This window comes from Rhizobium sophorae (genome assembly GCF_013087515.1).
GTDB classification, from domain to species: domain Bacteria; phylum Pseudomonadota; class Alphaproteobacteria; order Rhizobiales; family Rhizobiaceae; genus Rhizobium; species Rhizobium sophorae.
Window position 1 is genome coordinate 229,882 of sequence record NZ_JABFCN010000014.1, and the last position, 25,912, is coordinate 255,793.

General features: G+C 61.7%; 24 protein-coding genes and 1 riboswitch. Of the genes, 19 read left to right on the top strand and 5 right to left on the bottom strand.

From position 1 onward, the window contains the following. Positions 1 to 82 precede the first annotated feature (82 nt). From G9X64_RS08955 to atzF, 8 genes are all read left to right on the top strand, one after another. Positions 83 to 1,000 (top strand): helix-turn-helix domain-containing protein, encoded by a 918-nt coding sequence (locus G9X64_RS08955; RefSeq protein ID WP_168307808.1) that lies wholly within the window; start codon positions 83 to 85, stop codon positions 998 to 1,000. A 201-nt stretch (positions 1,001 to 1,201) separates the two neighbouring features. Next, positions 1,202 to 1,310, top strand: a riboswitch (guanidine-I (ykkC/yxkD leader). A 74-nt stretch (positions 1,311 to 1,384) separates the two neighbouring features. Next, positions 1,385 to 2,458: a putative urea ABC transporter substrate-binding protein gene (locus G9X64_RS08960; RefSeq protein ID WP_171376423.1), complete on the top strand. Its 1,074-nt coding sequence runs from the start codon at positions 1,385 to 1,387 to the stop codon at positions 2,456 to 2,458. A gap of 65 nt (positions 2,459 to 2,523) precedes the next feature. After that, positions 2,524 to 3,342, top strand: a complete 819-nt coding sequence (locus tag G9X64_RS08965) for an ABC transporter permease (protein ID WP_171376424.1) — start codon at positions 2,524 to 2,526, stop codon at positions 3,340 to 3,342. Then, a complete protein-coding gene (locus tag G9X64_RS08970) occupies positions 3,339 to 4,169 on the top strand; it encodes an ABC transporter ATP-binding protein (protein ID WP_171376425.1) in 831 nt (276 codons plus the stop codon). The genes G9X64_RS08965 and G9X64_RS08970 overlap by 4 nt, the downstream gene beginning before the upstream one ends. Continuing rightward, complete coding sequence (locus G9X64_RS08975) at positions 4,166 to 4,987, top strand: urea amidolyase associated protein UAAP1 (protein ID WP_168307812.1); 822 nt, start codon at positions 4,166 to 4,168, stop codon at positions 4,985 to 4,987. The genes G9X64_RS08970 and G9X64_RS08975 overlap by 4 nt, the downstream gene beginning before the upstream one ends. Positions 4,988 to 4,999: 12 nt before the next feature. Next, a complete protein-coding gene (locus tag G9X64_RS08980; protein ID WP_168307813.1) occupies positions 5,000 to 5,650 on the top strand; it encodes an urea amidolyase associated protein UAAP2 in 651 nt (216 codons plus the stop codon). 3 nt (positions 5,651 to 5,653) lie between these two features. Then, positions 5,654 to 9,193 carry an urea carboxylase gene (gene uca, locus G9X64_RS08985; protein WP_171376426.1) on the top strand — a complete coding sequence of 1,180 codons (3,540 nt, stop codon included), beginning with the start codon at positions 5,654 to 5,656 and terminating at the stop codon, positions 9,191 to 9,193. A gap of 1 nt (position 9,194) precedes the next feature. Beyond that, positions 9,195 to 11,003, top strand: coding sequence for an allophanate hydrolase (gene atzF, locus G9X64_RS08990; protein ID WP_171376427.1), 1,809 nt, complete (start codon positions 9,195 to 9,197; stop codon positions 11,001 to 11,003). 267 nt (positions 11,004 to 11,270) lie between these two features. Here atzF and G9X64_RS08995 read toward each other — a convergent pair whose 3' ends face one another. Further along, positions 11,271 to 11,945 (bottom strand): GntR family transcriptional regulator, encoded by a 675-nt coding sequence (locus tag G9X64_RS08995; protein ID WP_168316105.1) that lies wholly within the window; start codon positions 11,943 to 11,945, stop codon positions 11,271 to 11,273. A 338-nt stretch (positions 11,946 to 12,283) separates the two neighbouring features. On the opposite strand from G9X64_RS08995, the gene G9X64_RS09000 reads away from it, so the two are divergent. The 9 genes from G9X64_RS09000 to G9X64_RS09040 are packed head-to-tail and all read left to right on the top strand — an operon-like array spanning position 12,284 to position 20,848. Continuing rightward, on the top strand, positions 12,284 to 13,411 hold the full coding sequence (locus G9X64_RS09000; protein WP_168307817.1) for a BMP family ABC transporter substrate-binding protein: 1,128 nt from the start codon (positions 12,284 to 12,286) through the stop codon (positions 13,409 to 13,411). 20 nt (positions 13,412 to 13,431) lie between these two features. Next, positions 13,432 to 14,559 (top strand): ABC transporter permease, encoded by a 1,128-nt coding sequence (locus tag G9X64_RS09005; RefSeq protein ID WP_168316104.1) that lies wholly within the window; start codon positions 13,432 to 13,434, stop codon positions 14,557 to 14,559. After that, positions 14,559 to 15,485 (top strand): ABC transporter permease, encoded by a 927-nt coding sequence (locus G9X64_RS09010; protein WP_064654449.1) that lies wholly within the window; start codon positions 14,559 to 14,561, stop codon positions 15,483 to 15,485. The genes G9X64_RS09005 and G9X64_RS09010 overlap by 1 nt, the downstream gene beginning before the upstream one ends. A 12-nt stretch (positions 15,486 to 15,497) precedes the next feature. Further along, positions 15,498 to 16,514, top strand: a complete 1,017-nt coding sequence (locus G9X64_RS09015; protein WP_171376428.1) for a formamidase — start codon at positions 15,498 to 15,500, stop codon at positions 16,512 to 16,514. Positions 16,515 to 16,525: 11 nt separating this feature from the next. Then, positions 16,526 to 17,227: a biuret amidohydrolase gene (gene biuH, locus G9X64_RS09020; RefSeq protein WP_171376444.1), complete on the top strand. Its 702-nt coding sequence runs from the start codon at positions 16,526 to 16,528 to the stop codon at positions 17,225 to 17,227. Then, positions 17,227 to 18,282: a cyanuric acid amidohydrolase gene (gene atzD, locus G9X64_RS09025; protein ID WP_171376429.1), complete on the top strand. Its 1,056-nt coding sequence runs from the start codon at positions 17,227 to 17,229 to the stop codon at positions 18,280 to 18,282. The genes biuH and atzD overlap by 1 nt, the downstream gene beginning before the upstream one ends. A 1-nt stretch (position 18,283) precedes the next feature. Next, entirely contained in the window at positions 18,284 to 19,834 is a 1,551-nt protein-coding gene (locus tag G9X64_RS09030) for an ABC transporter ATP-binding protein (protein ID WP_171376430.1), read from the top strand. Then, a complete protein-coding gene (locus G9X64_RS09035; RefSeq protein WP_168307822.1) occupies positions 19,834 to 20,502 on the top strand; it encodes a cysteine hydrolase family protein in 669 nt (222 codons plus the stop codon). The genes G9X64_RS09030 and G9X64_RS09035 overlap by 1 nt, the downstream gene beginning before the upstream one ends. Continuing rightward, positions 20,495 to 20,848 carry a cupin domain-containing protein gene (locus tag G9X64_RS09040; protein ID WP_168307823.1) on the top strand — a complete coding sequence of 118 codons (354 nt, stop codon included), beginning with the start codon at positions 20,495 to 20,497 and terminating at the stop codon, positions 20,846 to 20,848. Before G9X64_RS09035 ends, G9X64_RS09040 begins: the two co-directional genes overlap by 8 nt. A gap of 48 nt (positions 20,849 to 20,896) precedes the next feature. Here G9X64_RS09040 and G9X64_RS09045 read toward each other — a convergent pair whose 3' ends face one another. From G9X64_RS09045 to G9X64_RS09060, 4 genes are all read right to left on the bottom strand, one after another. Continuing rightward, on the bottom strand, positions 20,897 to 21,688 hold the full coding sequence (locus G9X64_RS09045) for an amino acid ABC transporter ATP-binding protein (protein ID WP_171376431.1): 792 nt from the start codon (positions 21,686 to 21,688) through the stop codon (positions 20,897 to 20,899). Further along, positions 21,685 to 22,353, bottom strand: coding sequence for an amino acid ABC transporter permease (locus G9X64_RS09050; RefSeq protein ID WP_171376432.1), 669 nt, complete (start codon positions 22,351 to 22,353; stop codon positions 21,685 to 21,687). Before G9X64_RS09050 ends, G9X64_RS09045 begins: the two co-directional genes overlap by 4 nt. After that, entirely contained in the window at positions 22,350 to 22,991 is a 642-nt protein-coding gene (locus G9X64_RS09055) for an amino acid ABC transporter permease (protein ID WP_171376433.1), read from the bottom strand. The genes G9X64_RS09050 and G9X64_RS09055 overlap by 4 nt, the downstream gene beginning before the upstream one ends. A gap of 98 nt (positions 22,992 to 23,089) precedes the next feature. Next, on the bottom strand, positions 23,090 to 23,917 hold the full coding sequence (locus G9X64_RS09060) for a transporter substrate-binding domain-containing protein (protein ID WP_168316101.1): 828 nt from the start codon (positions 23,915 to 23,917) through the stop codon (positions 23,090 to 23,092). Between the two features lie 225 nt (positions 23,918 to 24,142). On the opposite strand from G9X64_RS09060, the gene hutC reads away from it, so the two are divergent. After that, complete coding sequence (gene hutC / locus G9X64_RS09065; RefSeq protein WP_168308102.1) at positions 24,143 to 24,850, top strand: histidine utilization transcriptional repressor HutC; 708 nt, start codon at positions 24,143 to 24,145, stop codon at positions 24,848 to 24,850. 30 nt (positions 24,851 to 24,880) lie between these two features. Further along, complete coding sequence (locus G9X64_RS09070) at positions 24,881 to 25,819, top strand: LysR family transcriptional regulator (protein ID WP_171376434.1); 939 nt, start codon at positions 24,881 to 24,883, stop codon at positions 25,817 to 25,819. Positions 25,820 to 25,912 lie beyond the last annotated feature (93 nt).

Consider the following 25,912-nt stretch of genomic DNA (forward strand, 5'->3'; position numbering starts at 1 on the left):
AATCCTCCCTTTTCAATTGCCGATCTTTCACGAACGCGGTTAGACTATCTGCAAGGGAGCGGGTGTCTCCTAAAAAGGGAATATGAATTTGGCGGAAAGTAAGGTCGGCACACGTGCAATCTATCAGCCCGGCGCGAGCAGCATCGAGGGATTGCCAACGGCGCTGCAGATGTTCCATGCCCATCCGCCCGTCATGGCCATGCCGCACTGGCACGCGCAGGTCGAGGTCAACTATGTGATGCGCGGCACCGTGCATTACCGGATGAGCGATCACGAATTCCGGCTGAACGCCGGCGAAATGTGCCTCTTCTGGGGTGGTCAGCCGCACCAAATGGACGAATCCTCAGACGATTCGCTCTATGCCGGCGCCCATCTGCCGCTCGTCTATTTCTTCCGGTTGCGCCTGCCGATCGGTATTTCCAGCCGGCTGATGAAGGGTGAGACGCTGGTGACCTCGGCAACGGATGCCGCCGACAACGAGAACTTTACCCGCTGGTTCCGCTATGCCAATTCCGGCGATTCCGCCAAGGCCCAGCACGCCGTCGACGAGTTGCTGCTGCGCATCGAGCGGATCGCGCTCGAACCCTATTCGATGACGTCGCAGGCGATCGTCAATCTCGAAGGGGATCACCCGCATCCGCATTCCTCGCGCAGCGTCGCGCGCATGTGCGATTTCATCGCCGCCAATTTCCTGCAAGACATCGATTCGGTCGATATCGCCCGCGCAGCCGACCTGCATCCGAAATATGCGATGAACCTGTTCAAGCGATCGACTGGCATGACGCTCAGCAAATATGTGACGCTGCTACGGCTGTCGCGCGCCCAGGCGATGCTGATGAGCGAAGGCGCCAACGTGCTGCAGGTGGCGATGGACAGCGGCTTCGGCTCGATCAGCGCCTTCAACAAATCCTTCCGCCACATCGCCGGCATGTCGCCATCGAATTTCCGCCGCGATATCCGACTGGTAACGACGATCCCCTCCGGCACCTTCCGGAACTAGCCGCAATTCGGCGTTTGCGTCCTCTGCCGGTTGCTTGTTCTTAAACTGGGCAAAAAAGAACCAGCGCCTAAGCCGGCGGCAGAATGCGCACATTTTCTGGGCAAGTGCATGCACTATACATCCTCAAGCGAATAGAGGCCATCGCCCTCTCAACGAAATCAATGATTTATAATTTGGCACGCACTTTGCTTCGATAGTTGCAGAGTTGGTGGCTAGGGTTCCGGCGTCGCAAGGCGTGGCTGGTCCGAGAGCTGCCACCGGTAGGGGAGACATCCCGCCGGGTGCACGGCGGGACAAAAGCCCGGGAGACCTCGTAAGCCAAGGGATTGGCGGCACGATGGTCATTGCCGATCCCTTTTGAAGAAAAGCAAAAGGGGAATTTCAATGCAGACTTTTTCGAAAATCCTATCGATTACCGCCCTGACGGCGTCCCTGGCGCTCGGGCTCGGCTCCATCGCCAAGGCCGAACAGAAGACCGATTTCAAGGTCGCCTGGTCGATCTATGTCGGCTGGATGCCATGGGGTTACGCTGCCGATCACGGCATCGTCAAGAAATGGGCCGACAAATACGGCATCAAGATCGAGGTCACCCAGTTCAACGACTACGTCGAATCGATGAACCAGTATACCGCCGGCGCCTTCGATGCCGTGACGCTGACCAATATGGACGGCCTGTCGATCCCGGCTGCCGGCGGCGTCGATACGACAGCCGTCATTGTCGGCGACTTCTCGAACGGCAATGATGCCGTCATTCTCAAGGACAAGGCGAGCCTTGCCGACATCAAGGGACAAAACGTCAATCTCGTCGAATTTTCCGTCTCGCACTATCTGCTGGCCCGCGCGCTCGAAAGCATCAAGATAACCGAGCGCGACGTGAAGGTGGTCAAAACCTCCGATGCGGATATGGTCGCAGCCTACAAGACGGCTGACGTGACCGCAGTCGTCACCTGGAACCCGCTGGTCTCGACCATCCTCGAGGACCCTACGGCCAAAAAGGTCTTCGACAGCTCGCAAGTGCCGGGCGAGATCATCGACCTGATGGTCGCCAATACCGGTGTGCTGAAGGACAATCCGAACTTCGGCAAGGCGCTCGCCGGCATCTGGTATGAGACCGCAGCACTGCTGACTGCCGACAGTGCCGACGGCAAGGCTGCCCGCGAGGCAATGGGCTCGGCATCCGGTACTGATCTGAAAGGCTACGAATCCCAGCTTGCCGTCACAAAGCTTTTCGACAAGCCGGCCGATGCCGTTGCCTTCACCGCCTCGGACGGCCTGCCGAAGACGATGGATCTCGTTCGTAACTTCCTGTTCGAAAAGGGCCTGCTCGGCAATGGCGCGCCATCGGCCGACGTTATCGGCATCGAAATGCCTGACGGCAAGGTTCTCGGCGACAGCGGCAACGTCAAGCTGCGCTTTACCGAGACCTACATGAAGGCGGCCGCCGACGGTTCGCTCTAAGCGATGTCCAAGCAGCGGTGCGGCCTTGACTGCACCGCCCACACTTCATCAGCGGAGCTTTCCTCATGCGCTGGATCAACACGAGGCCGAGCCGAGGCGCGCAGCTTGCCTTGACGCTGCTGCCCTTCGTGCTGCTGATCGTTGCCTATACTTTCGGCTCGGCGGCACGGCTGGCGGAAAATGCCAACGACAAGCTGCTGCCCGGTCTTGCCGGATTTGCCGATGCGGTCGACCGCATGGCCTTCATCGCCGATCCGCGCACCGGTCAATACCTGCTCTGGTCCGATACGGGTGCGAGCCTGGTCCGCCTGTTTGCCGGCCTTGGCATCTCCACGATCACCGCGCTCGTCATCGGCATGCTGATCGGCATGCTGCCTTATCTCCGGGCGCTGCTCTCCCCTTTCGTTGCGGTCATTTCCATGGTGCCACCGCTGGCGCTGCTGCCGATCCTCTTCATCGCCATGGGGCTGGGCGAAGCCTCCAAGATCGCGCTGATCGTCATCGGCGTTGCGCCGACGATGATCCGCGACCTTGCGCTGAAGGCGCTGGAGCTGCCGCGTGAGCAGATCGTCAAGGCTGAAACGCTTGGCGGCTCCTCCTGGCAGATCGGCCTTCGTGTCGTGCTGCCGCAGATCCTGCCGCGCCTGATCACCTGCCTCCGGCTTCAGCTCGGTCCCGCCTGGCTGTTCCTGATCGCCGCCGAAGCGATCTCGTCGGATTCCGGCCTCGGTTATCGCATATTCCTCGTCCGCCGCTATCTCTCGATGGACGTCATCTTTCCCTATGTCGTCTGGATCACGCTGCTCGCCGTGATCATGAATTATATCCTCGATCAGATCCGCATCGCCGTCTTCCCCTGGTCGGAGCTGGAGAAGCGGGCATGAGCGAACTGGTGATCGAAAAGGTCTGGAAGGAATATGGCGACCAGATCGTGCTTGAGGACGTGTCGCTGACCGTCGCCTCGCGCGCCTTCGTCGCGCTTGTCGGTCCATCCGGCTGCGGCAAGTCGACGTTCCTGCGCATGCTGCTTGGCCAGGAGCGGCCAACGCGCGGCACGATCCGGCTCGACGGCGAAGCTCTGCCGCAGGAGCCAGGGCGGGATCGCGGCGTCGTCTTCCAGCGTTATTCCGTCTTCCCGCATCTGACCGTCCTTGGCAATGTGCTGCTTGGGCGGGAACTCTCAACGTCTCGCTATAAAGCCAAGCTTTTCGGCGCTGCTCGTCGCAACGCCGTCGACGAAGCCCGGCGACTGATCGGCGAGGTCGGCCTTTCCGGCGCCGAGGGCAAATATCCGGCGCAACTATCAGGCGGCATGCAGCAGCGCCTGGCGCTGGCCCAGGCGCTGATCATGAAGCCGAAGGTGCTGCTGCTCGATGAGCCCTTTGGCGCACTCGACCCCGGCATTCGCGCCGAGATCCACACGTTGATGAAGCGGCTCTGGCACGAAACCCAGATGACCGTCGTCATGGTGACGCACGATATGCGCGAGGCCTTCACGCTGGCGACGCGCGTCGTCGCCTTCGAGCGTCGGCGTGACCGCCCGGAGGAAAAGGAGCGCTACGGCGCGACGATTACCAAGGACATCTCCATCTGGCCGCCGAGGCTTGCCGGCGCGCCCACCATCTTCAGCCCCGACCGGGACGGCCCGGTCATTTCTCTGGGCCTTCGCCGGGACGACCCGGCTTCCAGTCCGTCAGGAGAAAAGCCATGATGCATGTCAGACGTTCGCCCGAAGAGATCGCCGCCAACCGGCAGCGTTATGAGGAACATCAGAAGAAGGGGCTGGAATTTGCGCCGAAGGCCTTGCCGGCGCCGAGCCCCCTGCCCGCCCCCGCAATCAATGCGGCTGCGATCATCCATCAGGAGACCATCCCCGGCGGCTGGTACTGGTCGACTGCGCTGAAGCGCGGCGAGGCGCTCCGCATCGATCAGGGCGAAGGCGGATCGACCGTGGCGCTCGTCGCCTGGAACGCCACTGACACGAGCGAAAGGCTCAATCTCGTCGATACGGTCAAGGTGCAGTGGACGACGGCCCTCGGCAGGGGGCGCGTCATCTTCTCGGATATGGGCCGGGTGATGTTTTCGTTGATCGAGGATAGCTCCGGCGCCCATGACTGCCTGATGGGTGGCTCGACGGCAGCTTCGAACGCCGCAAAATATCCTGGCGTCAAGACCCGCAACACCCGCGACAATCTCGTGCTCGTCGCCGGCAAGCTTGGTCTTACCAGACGCGATATTCCTGCGATTCTCAATCTCTTCGCCCCCGTCCGCGTCGACGATGACGGCGGCTTCCATTGGCGCGGCAAGCTTTCCAACAGCGGCGATTATGCTGAGCTGCGCGCCGAGATGGACATGATCGTCGGCTTCTCGAATTGCCCGCATCCGCTTGATCCCGACCCGGTCTATGCGCCGAAGCCGGTGATCGTCACGCGCTTTCGCGCGCCGGCACCCGCAGCCGACGATCTCTCGCGCACGGCGACCGCCGAAGCCCTTCGCGGCTTCGAGAACAACGCCTCGATGCTGGCCTGAGGAGGGATGGCGATGACCGATTTCATCAAGACTTCAGCTTCGCGCAGCCTCGAAAACGCTGTGCAGGATCATTTCATCCCGGCCGAAGCGCCGTGGTCCGGCATCGTGCGCAAGGGCCAGACGATCCGCGTCGAAGACAGCTACGGCCAACAGGCAATCGATACGCTGTTTTATCGTGCCGATGACTTTGCCGAGCGTTATTCCAACCAGGATACGATGCGGGCGCAAGGTGGCGCCTATATCGGCACCGGCACGAAGATCATTTCGAACGAGGGCAACGTCATGCTCGTCATGACCGCCGACAGCTGCGGCCGCCATGATACCTCAGCCGGCGCCTGCTCCTGCGAAAGCAACACAGTGCGCTTCGGCCACGGCACGAAGTACCTGCATGCCTGCCGCGACAATTTCGTGATCGAGGTGACAAAACACGGCATGAGCAAGCGCGACATCGTGCCGAACATCAATTTCTTCATGAACGTGCCGATCAAGCCGAATGGCGAGATGACGATCGTCGACGGCATTTCCGCGCCTGGTGACTATGTCGAGCTGGTGGCGGAGATGGACGTGCTTTGCGTCATCTCCAATTGCCCTCAGATCAACAATCCCTGTAACGGTTTCGATCCGACACCGATCCGGGTGCTGATCTGGGACGGCGAGGACTGATCGATGTTCACCAAGGTCCTTATCGCCAATCGCGGCGAAATCGCCGTCCGCGTCATCCGCACATTGAAGAGGATGGGCATTGCCTCAGTTGCCGTCTATTCCGATGCCGATCGATTCTCGAAGCCGGCGCTGACCGCCGATGAAGCCGTCCGCCTCGGCCCGGCACCGGCCGCCGAAAGCTATCTCAATGTCGATGCCGTCATAGCCGCCTGCAAGGCGACGGGAGCTCAGGCCGTGCACCCAGGCTACGGCTTCCTCTCGGAGAATATCGGCTTTGCCGAGCGGCTGGCCGCTGAAGGTATCGCCTTCATCGGCCCGCGTCCGGAGCACCTGTCGGCCTTCGGCCTGAAGCACACGGCGCGCGAATTGGCGAAAGCGAGCGGCGTGCCGCTGCTGCCCGGTACCGATCTCCTGCAGAGCGTCGACGAGGCGCTTTCGGCGGCCGAGATCGTCGGTTATCCCGTTATGTTGAAAAGCACGGCCGGCGGCGGCGGCATCGGCATGCAGCTCTGCGCCGATGCAGCAAGCCTCACGACCTTCTTCGAAAGCGTGCAGCGGACCGCGCGCGCCAGCTTCGGTGATGCGCGTGTCTACATCGAGCGTTTCGTTGCTGACGCACGCCATGTCGAGGTGCAGATCTTCGGCGACGGCAAGGGCGGAGTGATCGCGCTCGGCGAACGTGACTGCTCGCTGCAGCGGCGAAACCAGAAGGTCGTCGAGGAGACGCCTGCGCCTGGCCTTTCCGCGGAGATACGGGCGCAGTTGCACAAGGCGGCGGTCGATTTGGGAAGCTCGGTCTCCTATGAATCGGCCGGCACTGTCGAATTCATCTATGATCCCCAGCGCGAGGAATTCTATTTCCTCGAGGTCAATACCCGCCTGCAGGTCGAGCATCCTGTCACGGAAGCCGTCTTCGGCATCGATCTCGTTGAATGGATGATCCGCCAGGCGGCCGGCGAAGACGTGCTCTCGGGCGCCAGAGGCCTGACGCCGAAGGGTGCGGCGATCGAGATGCGGATCTATGCCGAGATGCCGCATGCCGATTTCCGCCCGAGCGCCGGCCTGCTGACCGAAGTGATTTTTCCGGAGAGTGCCCGCGTCGACGGTTGGATCGAGACGGGAACCGAGGTGACGCCCTTCTACGACCCGATGCTCGCCAAGCTGATCGTGGCGGCGGAAGACCGGCCGGCGGCGATCGAGAAACTGAAGGCCGCGCTTGCGGCGACATCGATATCAGGCATCGAGACCAATCTCGATTATCTGAGAACTATTGCCGCTTCCGAACTGCTTGCCAGCGCCACGGTGGCGACGACGGCGCTGCGCGACTTCGCCTTCGTTCCCGATGTCGTCGAGATTCTCGCCCCCGGCGCACAGTCGAGCATCCAGGAACTGCCGGGACGACTCGGCCTCTGGCATGTCGGCGTGCCACCGAGCGGTCCGATGGACGAGCGCTCCTTCCGCCATGCCAACCGGCTGGTCGGCAATGACGATGTGACGGCCGCACTGGAACTGACGGTCTCTGGCCCGACGCTGCGGTTTTATGCCGACCAGACGATCGCGCTCGCCGGCGCTCGCATGGCGATGACATGCGACGGCACAAGGCTGCCGCATGATGCGCCGGTGCTGATCCGGGCCGGCCAGGTTCTGTCAATCGGTACGATCGAAGGACCGGGACAGCGCGCCTATCTCGCCGTCGCCGGTGGTTTTGCCGCGCCCGTCGTGCTCGGCTCGCGGGCGACCTTCGGCCTCGGCCAGTTCGGCGGCAACGCCACCGGCACGCTGAAGACGGGGCATGTGCTGCATTTTGCCCGCCAAGTGCCGGCCAAACCAGCCAAGCCCGCGGTGGAGCCGGTCGCCTTGTCGCGCGAATGGGATGTCGGCGTGGTTTATGGCCCGCATGGCGCACCGGATTTCTTTCAGGATAGCGATATCGAAACGCTGTTTTCGACGGCTTACGAGGTGCATTTCAACAGCGCCCGCACCGGTGTGCGCCTCATCGGCCCGGCCCCGCTTTGGGCGCGCAGCGACGGCGGCGAGGCGGGGCTGCATCCCTCCAACCTGCACGACAATGCCTATGCGATCGGGGCGATCGATTTCACTGGCGACATGCCGATCATTCTCGGTCCCGACGGTCCGAGTCTTGGCGGCTTCGTCTGCCCGGCGGTGATTGCCCGCGACGAGCAGTGGAAGATGGGCCAGTTCAAGCCCGGCGACCGCATCCGTTTCCATGCCGTGACCCGGCCGGAAGACCCGATTGCTGGCCCGGCGGTGCGGCGGGTCGCGGAAGAGACTGGCTCGCCGATCGTCAGGATCAGCCAGGACGGCCCGGTTTCCGTCGTCTATCGCCGTCAGGGCGATGACAATCTGCTCGTCGAATATGGACCGATGACGCTCGACGTCGCGCTGAGGCTGCGGGTGCATCTGTTGATGCAGGCCGTTGTCGAGGCCCGCCTTCCCGGTATCGTCGACCTCACCCCCGGCATCCGCTCGCTGCAGATCCACTATGACGGAACGCAGCTGACGCGCCGGCGCCTGCTGGGGCTGCTCTCCGAGATCGAGACGACGCTTCCGGCGGCGCAGGAGGTCAAGGTGCCGAGCCGCATCGTCCATCTGCCGCTTTCCTGGAATGATCCGGATGCCGAGCTTGCGATGCGCAAGTATCAGGAACTCGTGCGCCCGAACGCGCCCTGGTGCCCGTCGAATATCGAGTTCATCCGCCGCATCAACGGTCTTCCCGACGAACAGGCCGTGCGCGATATCGTCTTCGATGCCAGCTACCTCGTGCTTGGTCTCGGCGACGTTTATCTCGGCGCCCCCGTTGCGACCCCGACCGATCCGCGCCATCGCCTCGTGACGACGAAATACAATCCGGCCCGCACCTGGACGCCGGAAAATGCCGTCGGCATCGGCGGCGCCTATATGTGCATCTACGGCATGGAAGGACCGGGCGGCTACCAGCTCTTCGGCCGCACCATCCAGGTCTGGAACACATGGCGGAAGACACCGGCCTTTGCCAGTGGCAAACCCTGGCTGCTCAATTTCTTCGACCAGATCCGTTTCTTCCCGGTGAGCAATCAGGAGCTGACGGAGGCGCGCGCCGCCTTCCCGCACGGGGGCTATCCCGTTCGGATCGAGGAGACGGAATTCTCCTATGCCGCCTACGTGAAAGAGTTGCAGATCAATTCGGCGTCGATCAGCCGCTTTAAGGCAACACAGCAGGCCGCCTTCGATACTGAGCGCCAGCGCTGGAAGGAAGCCGGGCTCGACAGCTTCGTCACTGACGAAGGCACGGGCGAAAGCCCGGACGGGGATATTCCCGACGGCTGCTTCGGGGTTGCCAGCGCCGTACCCGGCAATATCTGGAAATTGCTGGTCGAGCCGGGCGCCCCGGTTGCGGCCGGCGATACACTCGCCATCATCGAATCGATGAAAATGGAAATCAACGTCACCGCCCATGCGGCAGGCCGCGTCCGCGACCTGCGCGCCGGGCCGGGACGAAACGTCAAAGCCGGCGATATCATCGTCGTCCTGGAGGAATGCTGACATGCTGCCGACCATCCTCGATCTCTCAAGCCTTCGCGCCGCCTATCAATCCGGCCTGACGCCGCTCGATGCCATCGAAGAGGTGATTGCGCGGCGAGCCGCCTCGAAAGATCCGGCAATCTTCATCACCCCGGTGCCGGATGAGCAACTGCGCGCTGCCGCGAAAGCCTTGATGGCACGCGCGCCTGAGGCAAACAGCCTGCCGCTCTGGGGCGTACCCTTTGCCGTGAAGGACAATATCGATGCCGCCGGCTTGCCGACGACCGCCGCCTGCCCGGCCTATGAGTATCGGCCAGAAGCCGACTCCACCGTCGTTGCACGGTTGAAGGCGGCCGGCGCCATCATCATCGGCAAGACCAATCTCGACCAGTTCGCGACCGGCCTCAATGGCACGCGCTCGCCCTATGGAGCGCCGCGTTCGGTCTTCGATGCGGCCTATATCTCAGGTGGTTCGAGTTCCGGATCGGCGGTCACGGTGGCTTCAGGCCTCGCAGCCTTCGCACTCGGCACCGATACGGCCGGCTCCGGCCGCGTGCCTGCCGCCTTCAACAATCTGGTGGGCATCAAGCCGACCCCGGGTCTCTTGCCGAATACCGGCGCTATACCGGCGTGCAAGAGCGTCGACTGCATCACGATTTTTGCTGCGACCGTCTCTGACGGTGTTGCGATCCGGAAGGTCGCCGAAGGCTTCGATGCCGCCGATCCTTTCTCGCGTCGCGCCAAGCCGGCGAACCTGCCTGTGTCGGGGTTGCGCATCGGCGTTCTCGCCGACGCCGAGCGGGAATTCTTCGGCGACAAGGAAGTGGAGGCGCTCTACGATCAGGCGATCGAACGGGCCAGAGCGCTCGGCGCGACCATCGTGCCGTTCGACTACGCGCCATTCCGCGAGGCCGCCGCCCTTCTCTATGACGGGCCGTGGGTCGCCGAGCGCCTGGCGGCGGTCGAGACCTTCCTCGCCACGAATGCCGCCGATTTTGATCCGACCGTCAGAGGCATCATCGAGGGCGCCAAGGGCAAGACCGCAGTCGAGGCCTTCAACGGCCGATACCGGCTGGAAGAATTGCGCCGCAAGACCGAGGCCGAATGGGAAACGGCCGACGTGCTTCTGCTGCCAACGGCGCCGACTACCTACACGGTCGCCGATATGCTGGCCAATCCCGTCGTGCTCAACGGCCGCCTTGGCCGTTACACCAATTTCGTCAACCTTCTCGATTGCGCGGCGATCGCCGTTCCGGCCGGCTTCGGAAAAGGTGGGGTGCCGGGCGGCGTTACCGTCATTGCACCTGCCTTCACCGACGATGCGCTGGCGCCGCTTGCCGATGCGCTGCACCGCGCAGCAAGCTCCGGCATGGGCATCGACCGGCAGGCTGCGATCCCCGAAGCAAGCCCTGTTGTGCCTGGCGATGACGGCCTGGTGCCGATCGTCGTCGTTGGGGCGCATCTGACCGGTATGCCTCTCAACCACGAACTGACCCGACCGGGCGGCAGGCGGATCAAATCCTGCCGTACTGCACCGGATTACCGCCTTTTCGTCCTACCCGATACCGTCCCGCCGAAGCCAGGCCTAATCCGCGAACCCGGCTTTGACGGCAAAGGCCTCGAGGTTGAGGTTTGGAAAGTCACCGCGGAAGCTTTCGGGCGCTTTGTCCAGAACATCCCGGCGCCGCTCGGCATAGGCAAGGTAACGCTCGATGACGGTTCCCAAATTTCAGGTTTTCTCTGCGAGGCTCATGCAATCGAAGGGGCGCGCGAAATCACTGAATTGGGAGGCTGGCGCGCTTACGTCACGGATCAAAGGATCCCGAAATGAAATGAGCACGAAGTATCATCTCAAAAAGATCCTCCTGGCGATACTTGCGGGCCTTGAAGCACGAAGCGACGCGCGCCGGTTCGGTCGCGCAAGAAGGTGATTGACCATCGGTCAAACCCTTCGCCGCAGGATCACGTGACGAGGCCGTGCCGGGGCGGGGCGCGCTTTTTCGTCCTGAATTACGCAAAAATAAGAGCTTAGAGCGGTTCTGCGCTTCCGTTAAAAGCTGAACCGCTCTAGCGCCTGATATTTGGCGCAGTGTCCTTGTTACTCCCCGGCCGTTGCAAACACCGCGCTGGCATCGCTGACAATTTCCACATGAGAATATGCCGCCTGCCCCGCAGCCGCGGTGTCCGCGCGCATGATCGCGGTCACGATCCGGCTGTGCTCCTCATAGGATTTCGCCAGACGCCCGGGCAGACGGAACTGCGCCCGCCGAAAAGGCGCCAGCCGCGCCCGCGTCTGCGTCACCATCTCGAAGACATGATCGTTATGCGCGCCGCGATAAAGTCGGGTATGGAATCGGGTGTTGTAAGCCGAATATTCCTCTTCCGCGCCGGCATGCACGAGCCTTACTGATGCCAGATGCTCCAACTCCAACGCACGCCGCTCATCCACCGTCATGCGCTCAGCCGAGAGCCTGGCGCAGATTGCTTCAAGCTCCGCCATCGCCTCGAACATCGAATGCAGATAGGCCTCGCTGACATTGGTAACGAGGGCACTGCGGTTTGGCTCGCGCGCAATCAATCCCATGGCACCCAGCTCACGCAGAGCCTCTCGTACCGGTGTGCGCGAAACGTCGAAACGAACCGCGAGCGACACCTCGTCCAACTTCGCGCCAGGCAGGATTTCACCTGTGACGATCATATCGGCAATCGCCCGCACCATCTGTTCGACGGTGGTTCCGCTACGGATCACTTCTTTGCGCCTCGTCTGCTTCACAATACGAATCTGCTCACATCACCACTCTGCATACAGATGACGTTCGGGACTCGATAAGTCAAATCGAGGAGCGAAGCTATTGTTAAATTTCCGCTTTCTGATGAGTAAGAGAGCTTGAGAAGGGCGGCGTAGTACTGCCTGACAATGCAGAATGAATAAGAAATACCTGTTGATTACTTTTTACGCAGCAATTCGAATAATCTGTATGCACTTTGCAGCGTGCAAACTTTGCACAAAGAAATAAATCATAAAAACCAATAGATTGGTTTCTGGCATGCACATTGCATGCACTTTTCTGTACCGTTCGCAACCGGCCCAGCGCCGCAAGGAGCATTCCGATGACCAAACTCCTTTCCATGAACCGCCGCAATTTCCTCCAGGCTTCCGCTGCCGGGGCGCTCGCCGGCGCCATGCCCGGCCTGATCGGCTCCTCCGCCGCAGCCCAAACCGCGCTGACCGTCGGCTTCATCTATGTCGGCCCCAAGGACGACTACGGCTATAACCAGGCGCATGCGGAAGGTGCGGCCGTTATCAAGGCGATGCCTGGTGTGACGTTGGTCGAGGAAGAGAATGTGCCGGAGACCGTCGATGTCCAGAAGACCATGGAATCCATGATCAACCTGGACGGCGCGACCCTGCTCTTTCCGACCTCCTTCGGCTACTTCGACCCGCACATGCTGGCCATGGCCGCCAAACATCCGGACATCCAGTTCCGCCACTGCGGCGGTCTCTGGCAGGAAGGCAAGAACCCGGCCAATACGGGCTCCTATTTCGGCTATATCTTCCAGGGCCAGTATCTGAACGGCATCGCCGCCGGCCATGCGACGAAGAGCAAGAAGATCGGCTTTGTCGCCGCCAAGCCGATCCCTCAGGTTCTGCAGAATATCAACGCCTTCCTGCTCGGCGCGCGTACAGTCGATCCTGGTATCACCTGCCAGGTGATCTTCACCGGCGAATGGTCGCTCGCCGTCAAGGAGGCCGAAGCCACCAATGCGCTGGTCGATCAGGGCGCCGACGTCATCACCTGCCACGTCGACAGCCCCAAAGTGGTCGTCGAGACGGCTGCCGGCCGCGGCGCCTTCGTCTGCGGCTATCACGCCAACCAGAGCCCGCTTGCTCCTGAAAAGTATCTCACCGGTGCCGAATGGGCCTGGGGCAACGTCTATAGCGATTTCGTCAAGAAGGCGCAGGCCGGCGAAAAGCTCGGCAACTTCGTGCGTGGCGGCCTGAAGGACGGCTTCGTGAAGATGAGCGCGCTCGGCTCCGCCGTCTCCGCGGAGGGCCGCAAGGCCTTCGAAACCACGCAGGCGGAGATGATGAAGGGCGGCTTCTCGGTCTTCAAGGGTCCGTTGAAGGACAATAAGGGCGACACGGTCGTGGCTGCCGACAAGAGCTACGCCGAAGACGCGATCGAGCTCGAAAGCATGAATTATCTGGTCGAGGGCGTGGTCGGGTCCACAGCGTAAACCACAAAGGGAGAAGCGCCATGACCATCGAGGCCAATGATCCCGCACTAGCCATCGTGGAAAAACCGGCTTCGCTGCGCCCCGTCCTTGAATGGATCGCGCGGCGAGCCGAGCCTGTTGTCATCGGCCTCGCGGCCATCCTGATCGGTCTTGCGCTCTTCTCCCTCTTCATCCTGGCGGTCGGCAAGTCGCCGACCACCCTCTTCCAACTGATGTATACCGGCGGCTTCGGCAGCTGGTTTTCGGTGCAGAACAGCTTAAGTCGTGCCGCACCCCTTCTCCTGACGGCACTCTGCGTCGCCCTGCCCGCCCGTCTCGGCCTCGTCATCATCGGCGGGGAAGGAGCGGTCGTGCTGGGCGGCGTTGCTGCCGCAGCCATGGCTTTGCCGCTCGCCGGCACCGCGCCTGTTTTCCTCACCCTCATTCTGATGGCAATCGCTGCCATGGTGGTCGGCGGCATCTGGATCGGCCTTGCCGGTTTCCTGCGCCACTACCGCGGCGTCAACGAAACCATCTCCTCACTGCTGCTCTCCTATATCGCCATCGCCCTGATGAACCAGTTCGTCGAAGGGCTGCTCCGCGATCCTGCAAGCCTCAACAAGCCGTCGACCAGGCCGCTGCCGGCGGACTACATGCTCGGCAATATTCCCGGCATGGACGTGCATTGGGGCCTGGTCATCGGCATCCTCGCCTGCATGGTCTCCTGGATCGTGATCGAAGCGACGAGCTACGGTTTTGCCGCCCGCATCGCCGGCGGCAACGTGCGCGCCGCCCAGATCCAGGGACTGCCGGTCGGCAAGCTGATCGCCGGATTTACCGCGCTTGCCGGCAGCTTTGCTGGTCTGGCGGGCATGATCGAAGTGGCGGCAGTGCAGGGAAGTGCCAACGCCTCGCTTGCCGCGGGCTATGGTTATACCGGCATCCTCGTCGCCTTCCTCGCCAGGCACAATCCGCTGGCGATCATTCCGGTCGCGATCCTGCTCGGCGGCATTGACGCCTCGGGCGGCCTCATCCAGCGGCGCATGGGCCTGCCGGATGCGACGGTTCTGGTGCTGCAGGGGACGCTCTTCATCGTCATTCTCTTCTGCGAAACTTTCTACGGCCGCTTCAAGATCTTCAATCCCGACCTCTGGAAAAGGAGCCTCTGATGGAAGAGACAGGCATCGGCATCTGGGGCGTGCCGCTGGCGATCTTCGCGGGCGCCATCCGCGTTTCCACCCCATTCATCTTCGTCAGCCTCGGCGAGACCATCACCGAACGCTCCGGCCGCATCAATCTCGGGCTCGAAGGCACGCTCGTCTTCGGCGCCATGACAGCCTATGCGGTGGCCGTCATGACCGGCTCGCCGACCCTCGGTGTGCTGGCTGCCATGATGGCGGGCGCGATCTTCGGCCTCATCCACGGCTGGATCTGCAAGTTCCCCAAGGTCAACGACATCGCCATCGGCATCGCCATGATGCAGTTCGGTCTCGGCATGGCGTTCTTCCTCGGCAAATCCTTCATCCAGCCGGTTGCCCCGAAACTACCCTCGATCCCGCTCGGCGGCTGGTCGAGCACTCCGCAGGTCCAGGCGGCGCTCAATATCAACGTGCTGTTCTTCATCGGCGCGGCACTTGCCCTCTTCCTGTTCTGGGCCTTCAAGAACACCCGCATCGGCCTGATCCTGCGCGTCGTCGGCGATAGCACCGACGCGGCCCGGGCCATGGGCATCCACCCGGATCGGGTTCGCTTGCTGGCAACGGCAGTGGGCGGTTCGCTGGCGGCAATCGGCGGCGCCTATCTCTCGCTCTATTATCCGGGCTCATGGAACGAAGGCATCTCGTCGGGCCAGGGCCTGATGGCCGTGGCTCTCGTCATCTTCGCTCGCTGGAATCCGATTGGCTGCTTTCTCGCTGCCCTGCTTTTCGGCGGCGCCGGCGCGCTCGGCCCGGCGCTGCAATCGGTCGGCGTCACACAAGGCTACTACCTTTTTTACGCCGCGCCTTACGTGCTCACCCTCATCATCCTGATCGCCACGTCCTCGCCCACCCGTTCGCTCGCGGGTGCGCCGGGTGCGCTGTCGCTCACGAAATAACGGAACATTCCGATGAACGGACTTGGCGGTCTCAACAAATCCGAACACGGCGTCGGTATCGGCCTCGTTCAGCTCCAGCTGCCGGTGACCGTCACCAAAGCGGACTTGGCAAAACAGACGCAGGTGATCGTCGATCTGGTGGCCAAAGCACGGCGCAATCAGCCGGGCATGGACCTCGTCGTCTTTCCCGAATACGCGCTGCATGGCCTTTCCATGGACATCAATCCGGAGATCATGTGCACGCTCGACGGGCCGGAGGTCGCGGCCTTCAGGCAAGCTTGCAGCGACAACCGGATCTGGGGCTGCTTCTCGATCATGGAGCTCAATCCCGGTGGCATGCCTTATAATTCCGGCATCGTCATCGACGACCAGGGCGAGTTAAAGCTCTATCACCGCAAGATGCATCCCTGGATCCCCGTCGAGCCCTGGGAGCCCGGCGATCTTGGCATCCCCTTTATCGAAGGCCCCCGAGGCGCCAAGCTCGCGCTGATCATCTGCCATGACGGCATGTTCCCGGAGATGGCGCGCGAATGTGCCTATAAGGGCGCCGAAATCATGATCCGCACCGCCGGCTACACGGCGCCGATCCGCGATGCCTGGCGCTTCACCAACCAGGCCAATGCCTTCTGCAACCTGATGATCACCGCCAATGTCTGCATGTGCGGCTCGGACGGCACGTTCGATTCCATGGGTGAAGGCATGATCTGCAATTTCGACGGCGCGATCATCGCCCACGGCACCTCCGGCCGGCCTAACGAGATCATCACCGCCGAGGTGCGTCCTGACCTGGTGCGGGAGGCCCGGCTCGGCTGGGGCGTGGAGAACAACATCTACCAGTTCGGCCATCGCGGCTATGTCGCCGTCGCCGGCGGCGCCCAGGATGCGCCCTACACCTACATGCACGACCTTATCGCCGGCAAATACCGCCTGCCATGGGAAGACGAGATAAAGGTCAAGGACGGCACGTCCTGCGGATTTGACAAGCCGATGCGCCGTTACGGCGAACCCCTCAAACCTGCCGCGGAATAGGAGAGAGAATGATGGACGCGATGGTCGAAACCAAAGGGCATTTTATCGACGCCGATCCGTATCCGTGGCCCTATAACGGCGCTCTGAGGCCTGACAATACCGCCCTCATCATCATCGACATGCAGACGGATTTCTGCGGCAAGGGCGGCTATGTCGACCATATGGGCTACGACCTGTCGCTGGTGCAGGCGCCGATCGAACCCATCAAACGCGTGCTTGCCGCCATGCGGGCCAAGGGCTATCACATTATCCACACCCGCGAGGGCCACCGCCCGGACCTCGCTGATCTGCCAGCCAACAAACGCTGGCGCTCGCAGCGGATCGGCGCCGGCATCGGTGATCCCGGCCCCTGCGGCCGAATCCTGACGCGTGGCGAACCCGGCTGGGACATCATCCCCGAACTCTACCCGATCGAAGGCGAGACGATCATCGACAAGCCCGGCAAGGGTTCGTTCTGCGCCACCGACCTCGAACTCATCCTCAGCCAGAAGCGCATCGAGAACATTATCCTCACGGGGATCACCACCGATGTCTGCGTTTCGACGACGATGCGCGAGGCAAACGACCGCGGCTACGAATGCCTGCTTCTGGAGGACTGCTGCGGTGCGACCGACTACGGAAACCACCTCGCCGCGATCAAGATGGTGAAGATGCAGGGCGGCGTCTTCGGCTCGGTCTCCAATTCCGCGGCTCTAGTCGAGGCGCTGCCCTGATGCCGTCATTGCGTGCCCATGTCTTTCGCGTGCCAGCCGACGGCCCCGATGACGTTGCCGGCGTCGAGGCGCTCTTTGCCAGCGGCCTTCAGGCGAACGACGTCGTCGCCGTTCTCGGCAAGACGGAAGGCAACGGCTGCGTCAATGATTTTACCCGCGGTTATGCCACCCGCAGCTTCGAGACATTGTTCAGTAGATATGGCGTCGACGGCGTCTCGATCATCATGTCCGGCGGCACCGAGGGGGCGCTCTCGCCGCATTGGACGGTATTTGCGCGTGAAACCGTAGAAACCCCGGGCGAACGGGCGCTGGCCATTGGTGTGTCGCGTACCGCCGCGCTGCCCCCCGAACATCTGGGGCGCCGGGAACAGATCCTGCTCGTTGCCGAAGGCGTGAAGTCCGCGATGAGGGATGCCGGCATCGATGATCCCGCCGATGTCCATTTCGTGCAGATCAAGTGTCCGCTGCTCACCTCGCGCCGGATTGCCGAGGCCGAGGCAGCAGGCAGGACGGTCGCAACCCACGACACGCTGAAATCCATGGGCCTCTCGCGCGGCGCTTCGGCTCTCGGCGTCGCCGTGGCACTCGGCGAGATAGATGCGACATCGATCGGCGATGCCGACATCTGCACACGTTTCGATCTCTTTTCTCGCTGCGCCTCAACCTCGTCCGGGGTCGAACTCACCGATCACGAAATCATCGTCCTCGGCATGAGCGCAAAATGGTCCGGTCCGCTGTCGATCGACCACGCGGTCATGCGGGATGCGATCGACGCGCATTCCGTCAGGAAAGCCCGCGAACGCCTGCCGGAAAACAGCCGGCTGGCGGCGGTTCTCGCCAAGGCCGAGCCGGACCCGTCCGGCAGGATCGACGGCAGGCGCCACACGATGCTCGATGACTCGGATATTGCAGGCACCCGCCATGCCCGTGCCTTCGTCGGCGGCGTTCTCGCCGGCATCTTCGGCATTACCGATCTCTATGTGTCCGGCGGCGCCGAACACCAGGGTCCGCCCGGCGGCGGTCCCGTCGCCATCATCGTCGAAAAGGAGCAATGAAGTGAGCACAGTCCGCGACACGCCCCTTCCGCAAGCCGGCAAGGCCGCCGGCATCGAGACGCTCGGCATGACCATGCGCTTCGGCTCGTTCACCGCGCTCGACAACGTTTCGATCGCCGTTCCGGCCGGCTCTTTTCACGCGCTTCTCGGCGAAAACGGCGCCGGCAAGTCGACGCTCGTCAAATGCATCATGGGCTTCTATCACGCTACGTTAGGCTCGTTGTCGGTCGACGGCCGCGAGGTGGCGGTCGCCTCACCCAAGGATGCCGCGGCCTATGGGCTCGGCATGGTCTACCAGCATTTCACACTGGTTCCCTCTCTGACCGGCGCGGAAAACCTGGTCATCAGCCGTACCGAAGTACCCGCGGTGATCAACTGGGCCAGGGAACGCAAGGATCTGGCGGGTTTCATGGAGCGCATGCCGTTCAAGATCCCGCTCGACAGGCCGGTGAGCGAGCTTGCGGCTGGCGAAAAACAGAAGCTCGAAATCGTCAAGCAACTCTATCTCGGCCGCTCCTTCCTCGTGCTCGACGAGCCGACTTCGGTGCTGACGCCGGCCGAAGCCGATGAGATGCTCGGCATCGTCCGCGGCATGACCGAGCGCGGCGAGCTCACCGTGCTGATGATTTCCCACAAGTTCCACGAGGTGACGAAGTTCGCGGATGCCGTCTCGATCCTGCGGCGGGGCAAGCTGGTCGGCACCGGCAAGGTCGCAGAGCTCTCCACCGCCGAGATGGCGGCGATGATGATTGGCGACGTCAAGCTCGCCGAGCTCGACAGCCGTCTGCCGGTGGCGGAAGCGGCCAAATCCGTGCTCACTGTAACCCAGTTGAAAGCTCCGGATCGCTCCGGCCTGAAGACGATCGAGATCGACGCGCTGACGGTCCGCTCCGGCGAGATTGTAGGCATCGCCGGCATATCCGGCAACGGCCAGAAGGAACTGACGGAAATTCTGGCCGGCCAGCGCCCGACCGATAGTGGCGAGGTCATGGTCAATGGTGAGACTTACGGCGCCACCCGTGAGGAGACCCGCAAGAACAGGGTGCGTTTCATCCCCGAAGAGCCGTTGCAGAATGCCTGTGCACCCAAGATGACCGTGAGCGAGAACCTTGCGTTCCGCACCTTCGACTTGAAGCTGGACGGCAAGGACGCGATCTGGCTGAACAAGGGCAGCATGAAGAAGCGTGCGTCAGCACTGATCTCCGATTTCAAGGTCAAGACGGCCTCTTCCTCCTCGCCGATCGCAGCGCTTTCGGGCGGCAATGTGCAGCGGGCGGTGCTCGCCCGCGAACTGACGGGTGAGGTCGATCTGCTGATCGTCTCGAACCCTTGTTTCGGCCTCGATTTCTCGGCCGTTGCCGAAATCCGCGCCCGCATCATGAAGGCCCGCAATTTGGGCGCCGCCGTGCTGCTGCTTTCCGAAGACCTCGATGAACTGCTCGAGATGTCCGACCGCATCATGGTCATTTCGGAAGGCAGGCTGGTTTACGAGACACCGGCGCGTTCGGCCGATATCGGCGTGATCGGCGCCCACATGGCGGGACATCACTGATGATGGAGATCAAGGCAGAGCCTTTCGCCTTTCCGGTGAAGCACGATGAGCTCGCCCTCATCGTCATCGACATGCAGCGCGATTTCGCCGAGCCCGGCGGTTTCGGTGCCAGCCTCGGCAATGATGTCAGCCGCATCACCAGGATCGTGCCCGATGTCAAACGCCTCATCCAGGGCTTCCGCAATGCCGGCCTGCCTGTGATCCATACGATGGAGTGCCACCGGCCGGACCTTTCCGACCTGCCGCCAGCCAAACGCGACCGCGGCAACCCGTCGCTCAGGATCGGCGACGAAGGCCCGATGGGCCGCATCCTGATCTCAGGCGAACCCGGCACGGCAATCCTGCCGGAACTCGCCCCTGTGAAGGGCGAAGTCGTCATCGAAAAACCCGGCAAGGGCGCCTTCTACGCGACCGAGCTCGGCACCGTGCTGCAGCAGAAGGGCATTCGTCAGCTCGTCTTTGCCGGTGTCACCACCGAAGTCTGCGTGCAGACGACGATGCGCGAAGCAAACGACCGCGGCTATGAATGCCTGCTCGCCGAAGAGGCGACGGAAAGCTATTTTCCCGAATTCAAAGCCGCAGCCATCGCCATGATCCGCGCCCAGGGTGCGATCATCGGCTGGACCGCCCATGTCGACGACATTCTGGAAAGCATCGCCCATGCCTGAAACGACCCGCCATCGCCTGACGTCAGGCGGCTGGAAGGAGCTGGAATTCGGCCCTTTCCGCGATGATGTCACCATTCACTGGATTCGCCCCTTCGAGGGCGATCAGCCAGGCGTGGCGCTGTTGAAATATGAACCCGGCGCCTCCGTTCCCCGCCATCGCCACGAGGGGCTCGAGACCATCCTGGTGCTCGACGGCATTCAATCCGACGAGACGGGCGATTACATCAGCGGCAGTTATATCGTCAACGCGCCGGGCAGCGAACACTCGGTCTGGAGCGATACCGGCTGTGTCGTGCTCATCCAGTGGGACCGGCCCGTGAAAATACTCGAAGAGGAAATTGGCTGAACCCGACATCCGCCGAGGTCTGCCCGACAATCCGGAAGGACATGAGCTTCACAGCAGCATCGAGGCCCCGCGATCGATATAGGTGTCCAGGAATTGTTCGAGGCGGGGGTTTCTCGGTCGTTTGAAGACGTCCTGCGGCGGGCCGGTGAACAGCACCTTGCCGTGATCGAGAAAGATGATCTGCTGGCCGACCGTCGCGGCAAATCCGATCTCGTGGGAAACGACGACCATCGTCATGCCCTCGGCGGCGAGATCGCGCATGACGTTGAGCACCTCGCCGGTCAGCTCGGGATCGAGTGACGAGGTTGGCTCGTCAAACAGCATGATCTTCGGGTTGAGGGCAAGGGCGCGGGCGATGGCAACGCGCTGCTGCTGCCCTCCCGAGAGCTGCGAGGGATAGTGCCCCGCCCGGCCCTCGAGACCGACCTTGACGAGTTGGGCCATGGCCCGCTCTTCCGCATCCTTGCGGCTCATCTTGTGAACCGTCTTCAGCGCCTCGCTGACATTGCCGAGCGCCGTCATGTGCGGCCAGAGATTGAACTGCTGAAAAACCATCCCGATCTGCGATCGGATCTGCCGGTTCACCGCCGCCGGCACCCGCTCCCGGACGCCCTTGGTGTTTTCCGCAAAGCCAAGCACCTCGCCGTTGACGGTGATCGTCCCCTTCGTCGATTCCTCTAGAAACGCCATGCAGCGCAGCAGCGTACTCTTGCCGGATCCCGACGGGCCGATGACGCAGGAAACTTGTCCCTGCTCGATTTCGAGGTCGATGCCGTGCAACACGGTGGAACCGCCGAACGTCTTGACAAGATTTTTGACTGCGATCGCAGGAACGCTCATATGTTGAAAAACCTGAATCTGGTGAGTTTCGTTTCGGCGAGATGGCCGAGCCAGCCGGTGATTTCGACCAGTACCCAATAAAATAGCGCAAGGACGAAGAGCGCCTCGACGAAAGCATATTGCTGCGAGCCGATGGCGCTGAGTGTCGCCGTCAACTCCGGCACGGTGATGATGGACAGAACGGCCGTCTCCTTCATGAGAATGATCGTCATGTTGACCGAAGGCGGCAGCACTAGCATGGTCATCTCCGGCAGCAATATGCGCCGGATGATCTGCCCTTGTGTCAGGCCAACGCACAGGCCGGCCTCGATATGTCCCTTCGGGACGGCGGCAAAGCCCGAGCGGAAGATCTCACTGAAATAAGCCGCGCCGTAGATGGAAAGGCCGACGATGCCGGCCGGGATCGGATCGAGCGACAATCCGACGAAGGGGCCGCCATAGTAGACGAGGAATATCTGAATCAGGAAGGGCGTGCCGCGCAGCACTGCGATGACAATGCCGAACGCTCTGTCCAGCAGCACGCCGCCAAAACGTCGCGCGACAGCGACAAAGAAACCCAGTACGGCAGCGGCTAGAGTGGTGACGATCCAGATGAGGATGGTGACCCACGCACCGTTGAGGATCTCCGGCAAGTTGCTGAAAATCACATTGGTGTCGAAGGTCATCGCGGCACTCCTGGCAGGGAGCGTTCGATCAGGCCGCCCGCAAGGGCAACGATCCAATTGATGATGAGATAGATCAGACCCGCGGAAGCGAAAATCTCGAGCGGCAGGAAGGTGCTGCCGGCAAGGTCCTGAGCCATGCGTGTCAGCTCGACGATTCCGACGACGGAGACGAGCGAAGACGCCTTCAGAATAAGGATCGCTTCATTGACGAGTGCCGGGAAAGTCAGGCGCAGGGCGATCGGTGCCCTGATACGGCGGAAGATCTGAATGGGAGTCATGCCGGTCATTTCGGCAGATTCGACCAAGCCCGCGGGAACGCTGGCAAAACCACCGCGCAGATTTTCAGCCTGATAGGCCGCAGTGCACAAGGACAGGCCAATGACGGCCGCAACGATGCTCGGCACGTTGATGCCGATCACCGGCAGCAGATTGTAGATCAGCAACAGCTGGACCAGCAGCGGTGCACCACGAAAGAAACTGATGAAAATCTGCGCCGGCAGCATGAAAAGCCGTTGCCGTGAGAGCAGCATGGCTGAAATGGCGATCGCGATCGCAAAGCCGATCAGGATGGAAACCACGCTGATCGTCACCGTGTAGATCGAGGCTTGCAGAAGCAGTTCGAATAGCTTGATGGACATGGGCGGTGTTTGCCTGGGCGCTGCGGCCGTGAACTCTGATCCCACGGCGGATTGCGCCCCGACTACAGGCGGGGCGCGTTCGTTTCACCGGCGGCTAATCAGAATGCCGGATCCTTGACAGCATCAGGCGTCTCGAAAGACGCACCAAACCACTTCTTTTGCAGCTCTGCCATACGTCCGTCTGCCTTGATCTTGAGCATCGCGGCATCGATTGCATCCATCAGGGGCGCATGATCGGCATCCTTGAGACCGATGAAGCCGAAATAGGACTTCTTGCCGAATGGCGGCAGAACAACTTCGAACGTGCCTTTTCGCTGGCTCGCGACGAAGGCGATATTCGGCAGCGAATTGGCAACGCCGGCAATGCGGCCGGCGGCGAGATCGGCGTAGGATTCGGTAAAGGCTGGATATTCGCGCACGTCGACTTTGGTAGGCAGGGTGCCGGAGAATTCCTTCAACTGGTCGAGCTGGGCGGTTGCCTTGCCGACACCGATCGTTTTGCCGGCAATATCTTCCGGCTTGCTGATCGTCGTGTCGCCAGCCTTCTTCAAAATGGCGATCGTTGCTTCGGCGATCGGCGGCGTGAAGCGATAGCGCTCCAAGCGCTTCTTGGTGATTGTTGCAGGACCTGCGACGACATCGAACTTGCCGGCCTCGAGCGCGGGGAAGACGCCGTCCCAGGGAAGGGCGACCCACTCGATCTTGACGCCGAGTTCCTTGCCGATCTCGGCAAAGAGATCGACGTTCAAGCCGGTATGTTCGCCGGCATCGATATAGTCGAACGGTGCGAAAGCCGTTTCGGTGCCAACCTTGAGGGTTCCGGCTGCCTTGACGGCTGCCAGCGTGTCGGCTGCGTGGGCGGAAACGGCTGCTCCGATGAGGAACGCAGCGCCGACCAGACCCTTCAGCAGTGAATTTGCCTTCATGATCATCTCTCCAGTTTTATTCCCCCGGCGGAGGAGTTTTGGTTCCGACTTCGATTTCCTCTGCGCGGATTTCTATGTTCCGCTTTTGACTATACAAATAGATATAGGCGGGCCTAGAGTGTCAATGTAAAAGACGAGGAACGCAAAATTTGTGCCGGGTGGCGTCGATGTCGCTGGCATGGCCGTTCCGCATTTATGATCGTTGTCGCCGGATGAGGTGCGGGCCTGGTGTCGATTTATCAGCGTATTTTCACGGATATCGAGACGAAGATCATCAGCGGCGATTGGCGGCCCGGTGACCGTATTCCCGTCGAGCATGAACTCGCGGCGGAATATCGCTGCTCGAGGATGACCGTCAGCAAGGCGCTGTCGGCGCTCGCCGAGCGCGGCATGATCGTCAGACGGCGCAAGACGGGTTCGTTTGTCGCATCGCCCCAGATCGACCGCACGGTGATGGATATCCAGGATATCAGCACCGAAGCGGAACTGGCCGGGCACGAACACCGCTTCGAAATCCTCGCGCGCAAGATCGAGCGTCTTGGAGAGGCGGAGGCGCAGCAACTGTCAGAGCCTGCCGATGCGGAAGTCCTCAGGCTCCAATGCCTGCATATCGTCGATGGCAGGCCGAATGCCATCGAGCGGCGGATCATCATGCTCGATGCTGTCCCACGGGCGAGAGAGGAGAGCTTTGCTTCAATCCCGCCCGGCAAATGGCTGCTTGACGAGGTTCCCTGGTCCAAGGCCAAACATGTCATTCGCGCTGTCTCGGCCGACACCACGACGGCGCGGATCCTGCAGACGGAACGCGGCGAGGCCTGCCTTAGCCTCATCCGCCAGACCTGGCAGAACGGTCGTACGGTGACATATGTCGAGTTTACCCATCCAGGCGACCGGTTCCAGTTTGCGGGGACGTTTCATCCGGCAGCAAATTGAGTTCGACGCAAATCACGAGAGGTTCTGCAAGTGACCGATGAGCGCCTCAAGGCGATCCCGCTGAAAAGTTTGCAGGCGTTCGAGGCGGTGGGGCGCTGTGGCGGCGTGACGGCCGCGGCACTGGACCTCAGCGTTTCGCCGGGGGCCATCAGCCAGCAGATTCGCAAGATCGAGAGCTTTCTTGGAATTTCGCTTCTGGAGCGCAGCGGACGAACCGTCGAGCTGACTGCTTGGGGCCGGCTCTACCATCAGGAGATATCGAAGGGGTTCGAGCAATTTGCGCTCGCCCAGCAACTGTTGGAAAAGGCGCGCAACGAGACGGCCTTGGTGCTCAGTGCGCTTTCCTCCGTCGTCAACAAATGGATCGGCAGGCGCATCTTCGACTGGCAGGCGCTTCATCCCGACGTTCCAGTGAGGATTATCGGACGCGACAGGGAGCCTCGGATCGGCTTCGACGATGTCGATTTCCGCGTCAGCTATGGATCGGACGTCCTCCAGCACGAACATTATACCGAACTGTTTCGCGATTGGGTGGTGCCTGCCTGTTCGCCGGCGCTGATGCAGGATCGGGCGCATGCGGCTCGCGATCTTTTCGAGCAGCCCCTCCTCCACGTCGAGTGGGAACGGCACTTCACTCCCTACCCCAGCTGGGCGGATTTTGCCGCCAAGGCCGGTGTCTCCTTCGATGCGTCGACACCGGGCCTTTCCTTCACCCTGTCGAGCAGTGCAATTGACGCAGCAGTCAACAAGCGCGGCGTCGTGCTTGCACAACTGTCGATGATATCAGATGAGCTTGAGGCGCAAACGCTCGTCATTCCGGTCGACATGCGCATTGCACTGCGTGAAAGCTATTTTCTCGCCTGGGATCGGGCCGCCTTGCAGAAGCCCCACGGGCACGAATTCCGCGATTGGCTCGTCGCTATTTCTCGTCAGCAGGCCGTGGCGTCCGCGCCTAAGTCGATACTTTAGAAAAACTAAAACGGAACCTAGCTGAGCGATATTGATGAAAATTTGCGCCTGGCGATAATTTGCGCAGTCGCCTTTCCTTGGCGGCATGGCCGA